At 64.9% G+C, this 12,550-nt stretch carries 11 protein-coding genes and 2 pseudogenes; 5 read left to right on the plus strand and 8 right to left on the minus strand.

The genetic code is table 11. The annotated features are described in order from the left end of the window. The first annotated feature begins 1 nt into the window (after window position 1). Complete coding sequence (locus G6N13_RS20900; RefSeq protein WP_163700033.1) at window positions 2-442, plus strand: nitroreductase/quinone reductase family protein; 441 nt, start codon at window positions 2-4, stop codon at window positions 440-442. On the opposite strand, the gene coaE is transcribed toward G6N13_RS20900, so the two are convergent. Both coaE and rpsA read right to left on the minus strand, forming a co-directional pair. After that, complete coding sequence (gene coaE / locus G6N13_RS20905) at window positions 419-1,609, minus strand: dephospho-CoA kinase (protein ID WP_163700035.1); 1,191 nt, start codon at window positions 1,607-1,609, stop codon at window positions 419-421. The two genes, G6N13_RS20900 and coaE, sit on opposite strands and share 24 nt — an antisense overlap. Before the next feature lie 94 nt (window positions 1,610-1,703). Then, entirely contained in the window at window positions 1,704-3,155 is a 1,452-nt protein-coding gene (gene rpsA, locus G6N13_RS20910) for a 30S ribosomal protein S1 (protein ID WP_163700037.1), read from the minus strand. A gap of 200 nt (window positions 3,156-3,355) precedes the next feature. Between rpsA and G6N13_RS20915 the strand changes: the two genes are divergently transcribed. Beyond that, complete coding sequence (locus G6N13_RS20915) at window positions 3,356-3,523, plus strand: hypothetical protein (RefSeq protein WP_163694298.1); 168 nt, start codon at window positions 3,356-3,358, stop codon at window positions 3,521-3,523. On the opposite strand, the gene polA is transcribed toward G6N13_RS20915, so the two are convergent. After that, window positions 3,520-6,219 (minus strand): DNA polymerase I, encoded by a 2,700-nt coding sequence (gene polA / locus G6N13_RS20920; protein ID WP_163700039.1) that lies wholly within the window; start codon window positions 6,217-6,219, stop codon window positions 3,520-3,522. The genes G6N13_RS20915 and polA overlap by 4 nt on opposite strands. A 342-nt stretch (window positions 6,220-6,561) precedes the next feature. On the opposite strand from polA, the gene G6N13_RS20925 reads away from it, so the two are divergent. The 3 genes and pseudogenes from G6N13_RS20925 to G6N13_RS20935 form a co-directional block, all read left to right on the plus strand. Next, on the plus strand, window positions 6,562-7,014 hold the full coding sequence (locus G6N13_RS20925; RefSeq protein ID WP_235677849.1) for a Zn-ribbon domain-containing OB-fold protein: 453 nt from the start codon (window positions 6,562-6,564) through the stop codon (window positions 7,012-7,014). Then, window positions 7,011-8,219: a lipid-transfer protein gene (locus G6N13_RS20930; RefSeq protein WP_163700043.1), complete on the plus strand. Its 1,209-nt coding sequence runs from the start codon at window positions 7,011-7,013 to the stop codon at window positions 8,217-8,219. Before G6N13_RS20925 ends, G6N13_RS20930 begins: the two co-directional genes overlap by 4 nt. Next, window positions 8,220-8,333, plus strand: a pseudogene (locus G6N13_RS20935) (DUF167 domain-containing protein); the annotation flags it as partial. A 42-nt stretch (window positions 8,334-8,375) separates the two neighbouring features. On the opposite strand, the pseudogene G6N13_RS25465 reads toward G6N13_RS20935, so the two are convergent. The 5 genes and pseudogenes from G6N13_RS25465 to G6N13_RS20960 form a co-directional block, all read right to left on the minus strand. Further along, window positions 8,376-8,486, minus strand: a pseudogene (locus G6N13_RS25465) (transcriptional regulator); the annotation flags it as partial. A gap of 244 nt (window positions 8,487-8,730) precedes the next feature. Then, a complete protein-coding gene (locus G6N13_RS20945) occupies window positions 8,731-9,468 on the minus strand; it encodes an ABC transporter ATP-binding protein (protein WP_163700045.1) in 738 nt (245 codons plus the stop codon). After that, window positions 9,455-10,324 (minus strand): ABC transporter ATP-binding protein, encoded by an 870-nt coding sequence (locus tag G6N13_RS20950; protein ID WP_235677850.1) that lies wholly within the window; start codon window positions 10,322-10,324, stop codon window positions 9,455-9,457. Before G6N13_RS20950 ends, G6N13_RS20945 begins: the two co-directional genes overlap by 14 nt. Then, on the minus strand, window positions 10,321-11,514 hold the full coding sequence (locus G6N13_RS20955; RefSeq protein WP_163700047.1) for a branched-chain amino acid ABC transporter permease: 1,194 nt from the start codon (window positions 11,512-11,514) through the stop codon (window positions 10,321-10,323). The genes G6N13_RS20950 and G6N13_RS20955 overlap by 4 nt, the downstream gene beginning before the upstream one ends. Continuing rightward, the gene (locus G6N13_RS20960) at window positions 11,511-12,548 is read right to left on the minus strand and encodes a branched-chain amino acid ABC transporter permease (RefSeq protein WP_163700049.1); all 1,038 of its coding nucleotides are present in this window, start codon (window positions 12,546-12,548) and stop codon (window positions 11,511-11,513) included. Before G6N13_RS20960 ends, G6N13_RS20955 begins: the two co-directional genes overlap by 4 nt. Between the last annotated feature and the right edge of the window lie 2 nt (window positions 12,549-12,550).

Raw genomic sequence — 12,550 nt, forward strand, 5'->3', positions numbered from 1 at the left:
CATGCACAAATCCAATCGCGTCGCCTCGGCCGGGGCCTGGCTGCTGGAAAACGGTCACCGGCTGCTGCTCACGCTCACCGGCGGCCGCTTCCCGCGCACCGTGATGGGGATGTTGCCGATCGAGTTGCACACCGTCGGCCGCAAATCCGGGAAACCGTTCGCCAACCTGTTGACGTCCCCGGTCCACGACGACGACCGCATCGTCGTCGTCGCGTCTAAGGGCGGGCACGAACATCACCCCGACTGGTACAAGAACGCGATAGCCACCCCCGATGTCACGGTCACGGTTTACGGTACGACGGTTCCGATGCTCGCCCGCAGTGCCAGTGCCGAAGAACGAGCAGAGTTGTGGCCGCGAGTGGTCAAGGCCTACAAAGGATATGAGGCATATCAGCGCAATACGTCCCGGGAAATCCCGTTACTGATTCTTGAGCGCCGCTGACCAGCCGGTCGCATCGGCCCACGTCCAGGCACGCTGATAGGCATCCAGGAACCACGGCTCCTTGGCGTTTGCGTAGGCGCCGATGTCGGAATGCCGGGCAGCCGAGCGCTTGACCGCGAGATAGTCGACCTGCACGCCGGGGTTGGCGGCGAGCCAGTCGACGAACAGCAGCGCGAACCGCTGATTCGGCCAGCCATCCACTCGGATGTGCACGTTGGTGGGCCGCCCCGGATCGCCAGAGGCATGAAACCGCTTGTGCCACAAGGCCGGATCGGAGCCAGGCTTGGGCACATCAGAGGTGATCGACTCGACCCGGGGGTAGCCGGCCCGCAGTAGATCCTCGGCGAGTTCGTCCGCGGCCTCGAGGGAGGCGACTGTCACCTGCACGTCGATGACGTCCTTAGCGTCCATACCGGGCACCGCCGTCGACCCGATGTGATCAATCCGCACGGCCCGATGCCCGCACGTGGTGTTGAGCCGAGCCCGGATCCGCCGGGCCTGCTCGGCCCAGGTCGGATCGGCCGGAACCAGTTGGGGCGCATCGGATACCGGTGTGCGGGTGGTCAGGTTGTGCGCGAACGGCAGGATCCGTTGATACCAGAGTGCGCGGGCCTGTTCGATGAGCTGCCCCGAGGTGCCGGAATTGTCCAGCCAGACGTCGGCGACCAGTCTTCTCTGCTCGTCAGTGGCCTGCATACCGATGCGGGCCCTGGCGTCGGCCTCGCTGAATCCGCGGTATTCGATGAGCCGCTTCACCCGCACCGCGGGATCCGCGTTGACGATGATGACCAGCGGGAACATCGGTGCCATCTGTGATTCCACCAGCAGCGGGATGTCCTCGACGATCACCGCGTCCTCGCCCGCCGCGGCGATCAGCTCCGAACGCCGCGTCGCCACCAGCGGGTGCACGATGCCGTTCAGGGTCTGGCGCTTCGCTTCGTCACTGAACGCGATCGCGGCCAGCGCCGGACGATCCAGGGCGCCGTCGGGCAGCAGGATCTGTGATCCGAACACGTCGACGAGCTTCGCAAGACCGTCGGTGCCGGGCTCGACGACCTGACGGGAGATGACGTCTCCATCGACGACGATGCCACCACATTCACTGAAAGTGGCTGACACGGTGGACTTTCCGGCGCCGATACCGCCGGTCAAACCGATTCGCAGCAATGCCCTGTCCTTACGTGAACACGTGGTGAAAAAGAACCGCGCAGCACGTCTGAGACGTGCTGCGCGGCTTCACTCGGCGAATGAGTGTCTTGTGTTACGCGTTTCCTGCGAGCTTCTCGCGCAGAGCCGCGAGCTGGGCATCGCTGGCCAGCGATCCGCCAGCAGACTCACCCGAGCTCGACGACGATGACGAGCCGTTGGCCGTTGCCGGCCGACTGGCCGCTTCGGCCTCGGCAGCGGCGAACTTCTCCATCTGCGTGGTGTGCATCTTGTGCCGGCGCTCGGCCTCCGCGTAGCGGGCCTCCCACTCGGTGCGCTGCTTGTCGAAGCCCTCGAGCCATTCGTTGGTGTCGGCGTCGAAGCCCTCGGGGAAGATGTAGTTCCCCGCCTCGTCGTAGCTGTCGGCCATGCCGTACTTCGAGGGGTCGAATTCCTCGGTGTAGTCCTCGTTGGCCTGCTTGAGGCTCAGCGAGATCCGGCGACGCTCCAGGTCGATGTCGATGACCTTGACCATCGCGTCGTCGCCGACCTGCACGACCTGATCGGGCACCTCGACGTGGCGCTCTGCCAGCTCGGAGATGTGCACCAGACCCTCGATGCCCTCTTCGACGCGGACGAACGCACCGAACGGCACCAGCTTGGTGACTTTGCCCGGCACGATCTGGCCGATCGCGTGGGTGCGGGCGAAGTGCCGCCACGGGTCTTCCTGGGTGGCCTTCAGCGACAGCGACACGCGCTCGCGGTCCATGTCGACGTCCAGCACCTCGACGGTGACCTCGTCGCCCACCTGAACGACCTCGGATGGGTGGTCGATGTGCTTCCAGGACAGCTCGGAGACGTGCACCAGGCCGTCGACCCCACCGAGGTCGACGAACGCACCGAAGTTGACGATCGAGGACACGACACCCTTGCGGATGGCACCCTTCTGCAGTTGGTTGAGGAACTCGCTGCGCACCTCGGACTGGGTCTGCTCCAGCCACGCGCGACGGGACAGCACCACGTTGTTGCGGTTCTTGTCCAGTTCGATGATCTTGGCCTCGATCTCCTTGCCGATGTACGGCTGCAGATCGCGGACCCGGCGCATCTCGACCAGCGATGCGGGCAGGAAGCCGCGCAGGCCGATGTCGAGGATCAGGCCGCCCTTGACGACCTCGATGACGGTGCCCTTGACGGCCTCGTCCTTCTCCTTGAGTGCCTCGATGGTGCCCCAAGCGCGCTCGTACTGAGCGCGCTTCTTGGACAGGATCAGGCGGCCTTCCTTGTCCTCTTTGGTGAGAACCAGGGCCTCAACCTCATCGCCCACGGAAACGACCTCATTGGGGTCGACATCGTGCTTGATGGAGAGTTCGCGGGAAGGAATGACACCTTCGGTCTTGTAGCCGATATCGAGGAGAACCTCGTCCCGGTCAACCTTGACGATGGTGCCTTCGACGATGTCACCATCGTTGAAGTATTTGATGGTCTTGTCGATAGCAGCGAGGAAATCCTCAGCCGAGCCGATGTCGTTAACGGCTACTTGCGGCGAGGTGACGGTGGGACTGGGCATATTGTTGGGTTGCTCCGGACAGCTTTAGTCGTAGGGATAGTGCTCGTATGGGTGTACCAGAGAAGATCCTGTGGTGATGTACCCGCGAAGTGCACACAAGTACCGGCCGAGCTTACTCGACTAGGCGCACGCTGGACAAACCCGGGTCTGGGAGCCCGCGGCACACGCTCGACCTCGCCAGCCCCAACTAACCTGCTCACGTGACTTATGTAAACGCCCAGCCGCTGCCCCGAGCGATCCGCAAAGTCGATGCTCCGCTGGCCGTCATCATCATCCTCGGCACCATCGCTGGGCTGATCCCGGCTGCTGATATCGGCCTTCCTGTGGGGCGCATCGGCGGCGCACGAGATGCACACTCGCGCCTCTAGTGCGCCGCCGTGTCCCAGCTGCGGCCGTAGCCGACTGACACCTCGAGAGCGACATCGAGCGGATAGGCGCCGCCCATCTTGTCGCGCACCAGCTCCTCGACGACGTCTCGCTCCCCCTCGGCGACCTCGAGCAGCAACTCGTCGTGTACCTGCAGCAGCATCCGGGAGTTCAGGCCGGAAGTCCGCAGCGCCTCGTCGACCCGGATCATGGCGACCTTGATGATGTCGGCCGCACTGCCCTGGATCGGGGCGTTGAGTGCGGCACGCTCGGCGGATTCACGCAACTGGCGATTGCTGCTGTCCAATTCGGGCAGGTAGCGTCGGCGGCCCAGCACCGTGGACGTGTAGCCGTCCTTGCGGGCTTGGTCGACGATGTCGCGGAGATAGTCGCGAATGCCGCCGAATCGCGCGAAGTACTGGTCCATCTGGACCTTGGCCTCTTCGGTGCTGATCTTCAACTGGGACGACAGACCATAGGCGCTCAACCCGTAGGCCAACCCGTACGACATGGCCTTGACCCGTCGCCGGAGCTCAGGGGTCACTTCGTCGATCGGGACGTCGAACGCCCGCGAGGCGACAAAGGAGTGCAGATCCTCGCCGGTATTGAACGCTTCGATGAGCCCCTCATCCTTGGACAGGTGAGCCATGATCCGCATCTCGATCTGGCTGTAGTCCGCGGTCATCAGCTCGGCATATCCGTCGCCCACGATGAATGCGTCGCGGATCTCGCGGCCCGCGTCGGTGCGGATCGGGATGTTCTGCAGGTTCGGCTCCGTGGACGAGAGCCTGCCGGTCGCCGCGATGGTCTGGTTGAACGTGGTGTGGATCCGCCCGTCGGCGGCCGCGGACTTCAGCAGCCCGTCCACCGTCACCTTGAGCCGGGTGGCGTCCCGGTGGGCCAGCAGGTGTTCGAGGAATGGGTGAGCGGTCTTATCGAACAGCGACTGCAACGCATCGGCATCCGTGGTGTAGCCCGTCTTGGTGCGCTTGGTCTTCGGCATACCGAGGTCGTCGAACAACACAACCTGCAGTTGTTTGGGCGAGCCCAGGTTGATCTGCTTGCCGATCACCTCGTAGGCGGCGTCGGCGGCCACCCGGATCTGCTCACCGAATTCACGCTGCAGGGTGTCGAGCTTGCCCAGGTCGACCGCGATGCCCGCGGTTTCCATGGCCGCCAGGGTCGCCTGCACCGGCAGCTCCATTTGGCCCAACAGCGACGATGAGTCGATGCGGTCCAGTTCCACGTCCAGCGCGTCTGCCAGGTCGGCAACCGCGCGCGCCCGCAGGATGAGGGTCTGCACGGCCTGATCGTCCACGCCTTCACTGTCGTCAAGCAGCGAAAGTTGTTGCTGTTCAGGGTTATCGGCGCGCAGTTCGCGGCGCAGGTAGCGCAGAGACAGGTCATCGAGGGCGAAGCTGCGCTGCCCGGGGCGCACCAGGTAGGCAGCCAATGCGGTATCAGAGGTGACACCACCCAGCTCCCAGCCCCGGCCGGTGAGGTCGTGCATGGCGATCTTGGCCTCGTGCAACACCTTCGGAGCGTTCGTATCGGCCAGCCAGGCTCCCAGCACGGCCTCATCATCGGGTGTCAGGCTGGCAGTCTCGATGTAGGCGCCGTCTCCGTCGGCGGTCGCAATCGCCAGCGCGGTCGCATCACCGTCATAGACCTGATGGGTACCGACCACCGCAACACCGGAGCGGCGGCCGTCGCGGGCGTGCTCGGCCAACCAGGCTGCCACCGCTCCCGGTTCCAGTGCACCGCCGCGGACGTCGAACCCCTCGTCCACCTCGGGCTCGACGGCCGACAGTGTGTCGAACAGGCGATCACGCAACACGCGGAATTCAAGGTCGTCGAACAGGCGGTGGATCTGGTCGCGATCCCACGGCTGCATTCGCAGGGTGTCCGGAGTCTGAGGTAGCGGGACGTCCTTGACCAGGTCGGTGAGCTCCCGATTCAACACGACGCTGGACAGGTTGGCGCGCAACGAGTCTCCGACCTTGCCGCGCACCCCGTCGACGTTGTCGACCAGTCCCTGCAGCGAGCCGTATTCCACGATCCATTTGGCCGCGGTCTTCTCCCCCACACCCGGAATGCCAGGCAGGTTGTCGCTCGGGTCGCCGCGCAGGGCGGCGAAATCGGGGTACTGCGTCGGGGTCAAACCGTACTTTTCCACCACCGCATCCGGGGTGAACCTGGTCAGGTCGCTGACGCCCTTGCGGGGGTAGAGCACGGTGACGTCCGGGCTGACGAGTTGCAATGCATCCCGGTCGCCGGTGACGATCAACACCCGGAAGTCCGCCTGCTCAGCCTGCGTGGCCAGGGTGGCGATGATGTCGTCGGCCTCGAACCCGGGTTCGGCAAGCACGGTGATGCCGAGCGCGGCCAGCACTTCCTTGGTGATGTCGATCTGGCCGCGGAACTCATCTGGCGTCGCCGAGCGCCCTTCTTTGTACTCGGGGTACTTATCCTTGCGGAAGGTCTGCCGAGATACGTCGAACGCCGCCGCCACGTGGCTGGGCTGTTCATCACGCAACAGGTTGATCAGCATGGCGGTGAATCCGTAGACCGCGTTGGTGGTCAGCCCGTTCTTGGTCTTGAAGTTCTCGGCCGGCAGCGCGTAGAAGGCCCGAAATGCCAGCGAGTTGCCGTCCAAGAGCAGCAGTGTGGGCTTCTGGTCAGGAGCGCTCGCGGTCACGCCCTCACTCTAGGCGCCGCGTCCGACACGCGGCCGGCTGCGGGTCAGTACCCGAGGAGCTTACGGAACCGCTGTCCGACAGCCATCGACTGGCCCATCGGCTGCACCCACCCCTCGAGCGCGGCCTTCCCGTCTGCGACATCCCACCTCCGCGCCAGATCGGGTCATCGGCCGCTACGTCTCGATTTGACGGCCCGCCGGGAAGAGAGGATCGCTGATTTTCTTGAAAAGTCCCATGCCAGAAGTTCCCTCCGTGATCGGCTACCGATCCCAACATCGTGTCGCGCCATCAAACTGGAACACGTTTCAATTCGACGACGCTCATCGCATACGATGGGCCTCGTGCCAGCTTCTCCAGACGCCCCCACCCAACTACCGGCGATCGACGGATGGTGGGACCACGACGATGCCGGTGTACCGCATCTGACCGGCAGCAAGTGCCCGCAGTGCGGCACGTACGTTTTTCCGCCGCGGGCCAACAACTGTCCCAACCCGGCCTGCGCCAGCGATGTGCTCGAGGCAGTCGCGCTATCGCGCCGCGGCAAGGTATGGAGCTACACCGAGAACCGGTACAAGCCGCCGCCGCCCTACCCCTCACCCGATGAGTTCGAGCCATTCGCCGTCGCCGCCGTCGAGCTGGCCGACGAGGGCTTGATCGTGCTGGGCAAGGTCGCCGAGGGCACGCTCGCCGCCGACCTCAAGGTCGGCATGGAGGTCCAGCTGACCACGATGCCGCTCTACACCGACGACGAAGGCATCGAGCGCATCACCTACGCCTGGGAGATTGCGAAATGAGCGCTGGAACTCCAGACCCGGTCTACATCCTCGGCGCGGGTATGCACCCGTGGGGCAAATGGGGCCGCGACTTCACCGAGTATGGCGTGGTGGCCGCCCACGCCGCACTGGCCGAGGCCGGCTTGGACTGGCGCCAGATCCAGTTGGTCGCCGGCGCCGACACCATCCGTAACGGCTACCCCGGCTTCGTCGCGGGCGCGACATTCGCGCAGAAGCTCGGCTGGAACGGCATTCCGGTCACCTCGAGCTACGCGGCCTGCGCAAGCGGCTCGCAGGCTCTGCAGAGTGCGCGCGCGCAAATCCTCGCCGGCTTCTGTGACGTCGCACTGGTGATCGGTGCCGACACCACGCCGAAGGGCTTCTTCGCCCCGGTCGGCGGCGAGCGCCGCGACGATCCAGACTGGCAGCGCTTCCACCTGATCGGCGCCACCAACACGGTGTACTTCGCACTGCTGGCGCGCCGCCGGATGGATCTCTACGGCGCCACGCTCGAGGACTTCGCGCAGGTGAAGGTCAAGAACGCGCGGCACGGGTTGAACAACCCGTATGCCCGCTACCGCAAGGAAGCCAGCGTCGAGGACGTGCTGGCCAGCCCGGTGGTATCGGATCCGCTTCGGCTGCTGGACATTTGCGCGACCTCCGACGGCGCGGCCGCAGTGATCGTGGCCAGCAAGTCCTTCGCCGAGAAGCACCTCGGCTCTGTCGAGGGTGTGCCGTCGGTGCGCGCGGTGAGCTTGCAGAGCCCGCAGTATCCGCAGCATCTGCCCGAATTGCCGGATATAGCAACGGATTCCACCGCGGTGGTACCCGGCCCGGATCGAGTGTTCAAGGACCAGATCCTGGACGCCGCCTACGCCGAAGCCGGTATCGGCCCCGAGGATCTGTCGCTGGCCGAAGTCTATGACCTGTCCACGGCTCTGGAACTCGACTGGTACGAGCACCTCGGGTTGTGCGCCAGGGGCGAGGCCGAGCAACTGCTGCGCAGCGGGGCCACCACCATCGGCGGCCGGATTCCGGTCAACGCCTCGGGCGGTCTGGCGAGCTTCGGTGAGGCAATTCCGGCCCAGGCGATCGCTCAGGTCTGCGAATTGAGCTGGCAGCTCAAGGGCCAGGCCACCGGCCGTCAGGTCGAGGGGGCCAAGGTCGGCGTCACCGCCAACCAGGGTCTGTTCGGCCACGGCTCCTCGGTGGTCGTCGCCCGGTAGGTGGAGCAGACCGTCGTTGTCACCGTCAAGCCCGGCAGCGGCAAGGGTACGCTGGTCGAGACGGCCGACGACGGATCCCTCATGATCTACGTGCGGGAGCCCGCAATCGAGGGCACGGCCACCGAGTCCGCAGCTCGGCTGCTGGCCCAGCATCTCGGCGTCCTCCAGCGCCAAACCCACTGCATCGCACAGGCTTACCACGGTGCCGAAGCTCGGACTGGGCAGCCTGCCGACTTCGATCGTGCGCAGGGTCTCCGGGCTGTCACCGGTGAATTCGTGGCACATGTGCTCGCGACGCACGGTCATCGTCGGCGAGAACGCGGACCCGACGGGCCCTGGAACCATGGTGGGGACGCGGTTCCCATCGACTGACCGTCGATCCTGATGATCTATCTCGACCGCAAGGCCGGCGACAGCGGCACCGACAATTCACTGGGCGAATCCTCAAGCAGGTCAACCCGAGGCGGCTAGGCCAGCGCGCACCTCCTACTGACCAAACTCGCGGAGTAAGTCAGGCCACACCGAGGTAGGCCGCACGAATACTGTCGTCGGCCAACAATTCTCGGGCCGGGCCGCTGCGGGTCACCGAACCGGTCTCCAGAATGTAGGCCCGATCAGATCGGCTCAGCGCCTGCTGAGCGTTCTGCTCCACAAGGAGCACCGTGGTGCCCTGCGCGTTGATCTCGGAGATGATCTTGAAGATCTGCGAGATGATCATCGGCGCCAGCCCCATCGACGGTTCGTCGAGCAACAGCACCCTTGGGCGTGCCATCAAGGCACGCCCGATGGCCAGCATCTGCTGTTCACCGCCCGATAGTGTGCCGCCGACCTGTGAGCGCCGCTCGGCCAGCCGAGGGAACGTCTCGAACACCCAATTCAGCCGCTCGACGCGGGCCGCCTTGGTATCGAACTTGCGCCCGTAACAACCCATTTCGAGGTTCTCCACGACGCTCATACCGGGAAAAACCCCACGGCCCTCGGGTGCCTGGATCAGGCCGTCGATGGCGCGCTGGTGAGCCTTGACCCGGCTGATGTCACGGCCCTCGAACCAGATCGATCCCGAGGTCAGCGGCCGCAGACCGGAGATGGCCCGCATCATCGTCGTCTTGCCCGCGCCGTTGGACCCGAGCAGCGTCACCAACTCACCCTGGCGCACTTCAAGCGAAACCCCGTGCAGCGCTTCGATCCTGCCGTAATGCACGACGGCATCGCGAATCTCGAGCAGCACCTGCGCCTCAGAGCTCGTCATCGGGCACCCCCAGATAGGCCGCGATCACGGCCGGATCGTCGCGAATCTCGGCGGGCAGACCGTCGGCAATCTTGCGGCCGAATTCCAACACCACGATCCGGTCGGTCACACCCATGACCAGACGCATGTCGTGCTCGATCAACAGCACCGTGTACCCGTCGTCGCGGATGGCTCGGATCAGCTCGATCAGCGCGGCCTTCTCACTCGGGTTGAAGCCGGCGGCCGGCTCGTCCAGGCATAACAGTTTCGGCTCGGTGGCCAGGGCACGGGCGATCTCGAGCCGGCGTTGATCCCCGTAAGGCAGGTTCTTGGCCTTCTCGTCGCCGCGGTGCGCGATACCAACGAACTGCAGCAGTGCGGCGGCCTTTTCGATGGCCGTGCGCTCCTCCCGGCGATGCCGCGGTGTGCGCAGCAGCGCCCCGGGCACCGACGTCTTGTGCCGCGCATCGGTGCCGACCACCACATTCTCCAGCGCCGTCATCTCGCCCCACAGCCGGATGTTCTGGAAGGTCCTGGCGATACCCCGCCGGGTGATCTGGTGCCGCTTGATCCGCCCCAGCGGGGCCCCGTCGAAGGTCACCGAACCCGAACTGGGCCGGTACACCCCGGTGATCGCGTTGAAGCAGGTGGTCTTGCCGGCACCGTTGGGCCCGATCAACCCGAGGATCTCACCGCGCTTGATGCCGAAGCTCACCGAATCCAACGCCGTCAACCCGCCGAACTTGACGGTGAGATCCTCGGTCTCCAAGAGCGTTTCGCCCTCGGCGACCTCGACCTCGCGGTCGAAGACGGCCAGGCTCTCGTCGATCGGGGTGTTCGGGTCGTCCTGGGTGTGCCCCCCAGCAGGTCGGGTCATACGGCGGCCTTCTCGTCGTCGGCGCTGCGCAACAGGTCGCGCGCCCGTTTGCCGTAGGTCAGCAGCTGCTGGCGCACCGGGAACAGGCCCTGCGGGCGGAAGATCATCAGCACCACCAGTGCGAGACCGAAGAACAGGTACTTCAAGTCACCGAGGTTGATGCCCAGCAGATGCACCCCGAGCAGCCGGTTGGGCAGATAGACGATGATGAACGCACCGAAGATCACGCCGAGTTTGTTGCCCTGCCCGCCGAGCACCACCGCGCACAGGAACAGCATCGAATTGATGATGTTGAAGGTCGGGGGCGCGACGTACTGCACCTGGCCGGCATAGAGCGCGCCGGATAGCCCGCCGATCGCGGCACCGATGACGAAGGCCCAGAGCTTGAACCGGAAGGTGTTGACACCCATGACTTCCGCGGCGTCTTCGTCCTCCCGGATGGCCACCCAGGCACGGCCGGCCCGGCTGCGTTCGAGATTGCCGACCAACAGCAGGATGCCCACCATGAGAATCAAGCCCAGCCAGAACCACCACGTTCCGTAGTTCGCGTGGCCCGACGAGTTGCCGCTGGAGAACACGCCGTCGCGTAGGTGTTCGCCCTCCCCCACCCGCGGATAGGCCACCTTGTTGAGGCCGCGGGATCCGTTGGTGACGTTGGACAGATTGTCGGCGAGCAGCCGGATGATCTCACCGAATCCCAGTGTGACGATGGCCAGATAGTCCCCGCGCAACCGCAAGGTGGGGATGCCCAGGATCAGCCCCGCGAGCGCGGTGGCCGCCATGGCGAGCGGCACACACGCCAGCCAGGCCCATTTATCGTCGAACATCCCGCCCGGACCCACCTGATTCCATGGGCTGTCGGGGCTGGTGAGCAAGGCGACGGTGTAAGCGCCGACCGCGTAGAAGCCGACATAGCCTAGGTCGAGCAGGCCGGCCTGGCCGACGACGACGTTGAGGCCGATGGCGATGATCGCGACCATCGCGAACTGAGCCATGGTGCCGCCGAAGCTGATTCCCGGGGTGTCGAAGAACGGTGGCGGAAACAGCGGCGTCAGTGCCAGCAGACCGAAGCCCCCGACGCCGAAGCCCCACTTCTGCACCCGACTCAGGCCCGACCACCACTCTCGCAGCCGGTCTCCGGGCGCCAGCAGTCTGACGCTCCACTTCTCCGCCGGTGCCTGGTGCGTCATGCGCGCGCCTTTCCAAGGCTTTCCCCGAGTATTCCGGTGGGCCGGATCAGCAGCACGAGAACCAGCAACACGAAGGCGACGACGTCACGCCACTGGGTGCCGAACACCGCCTGGCCGTAGTTCTCCATGACACCCAGGATCAGGCCGCCGAGTAACGCGCCCCGCAGGTTGCCGATCCCGCCGAGCACCGCCGCTGAAAACGCCTTGATACCCAACAGGAATCCACCCGAGTAGATGATGCCCTGGGGCACCTTCAGCGTGTAGAGCAGCGCTGCCGCACCGGCCAGCAGACCACCGATCAGGAATGTCGTCATGATGATTCGTTCCCGGGACACCCCCATCAGCGTCGCGGTAGTCGGGTCCTGGGCCACCGCGCGGATGCCGCGACCGAACTTCGTCCGGTTGATCGCGATATCGGTCAGCGCAGCCAGCAACAGGGCGGCGGCCACCACCACGATCGTGACGTTGGATACCGTCGCGCCGAACACCTCGAATTGGGTCTTGGGCTGTACCAGGATGATCGGCTGCTGGGCGTTACTGCCGCCGTAGCCCTTGATGATCTTGGGCAGCACGAAATGCACGAATTCCTGAAGCACGAACGACATCCCGATCGCGGTGATCAGAAAAGTCAACGGTCGTGCGTTGCGACGCCGCAGCGGCCGATACGCCACTGCCTCCAAACCCATTGCGGCCGTGCCGGATATCAGCATGGCGAACAACATCGCGATAGCGAGGTAGAGCACCGTCAGCAGCACGCCCTTGTTATAGGCGTTACCGCTCGGCGAGAACCCCAGGATCATGTCCAGGCAGAAGTACGCGCCGAACATCCCCAGCATGAAGATCTCGGAATGCGCGAAGTTGATCAGCCGCAGAACGCCGAATACCAGGGTGTAGCCGACGGCAACTAGGGCATAGATGGCGCCCCAGGACAACCCATCGATAGTCAACTGCCAGAAGCCGTCTCGCAGGTTGTCGATATTGAAACCGATATCACTGGCAAGACAGGTGATCTGGCCGAGGCACTGATAGACCATCT

This window comes from Mycolicibacterium sarraceniae (assembly GCF_010731875.1).
In the GTDB taxonomy this organism is placed as follows: domain Bacteria; phylum Actinomycetota; class Actinomycetes; order Mycobacteriales; family Mycobacteriaceae; genus Mycobacterium; species Mycobacterium sarraceniae.

Coding starts and splice junctions, on each gene's coding strand:
- G6N13_RS20930 (WP_163700043.1), top strand. CDS start 7,011: ATGAGCGCTGGAACTCCAGACCCGGTCTACATCCTCGGCGCGGGTATG.
- G6N13_RS20950 (WP_235677850.1), bottom strand. CDS start 10,324: ATGACCCGACCTGCTGGGGGGCACACCCAGGACGACCCGAACACCCCG.
- G6N13_RS20945 (WP_163700045.1), bottom strand. CDS start 9,468: ATGACGAGCTCTGAGGCGCAGGTGCTGCTCGAGATTCGCGATGCCGTC.
- G6N13_RS20960 (WP_163700049.1), bottom strand. CDS start 12,548: ATGGTCTATCAGTGCCTCGGCCAGATCACCTGTCTTGCCAGTGATATC.
- G6N13_RS20955 (WP_163700047.1), bottom strand. CDS start 11,514: ATGACGCACCAGGCACCGGCGGAGAAGTGGAGCGTCAGACTGCTGGCG.
- rpsA (WP_163700037.1), bottom strand. CDS start 3,155: ATGCCCAGTCCCACCGTCACCTCGCCGCAAGTAGCCGTTAACGACATC.
- G6N13_RS20900 (WP_163700033.1), top strand. CDS start 2: ATGCACAAATCCAATCGCGTCGCCTCGGCCGGGGCCTGGCTGCTGGAA.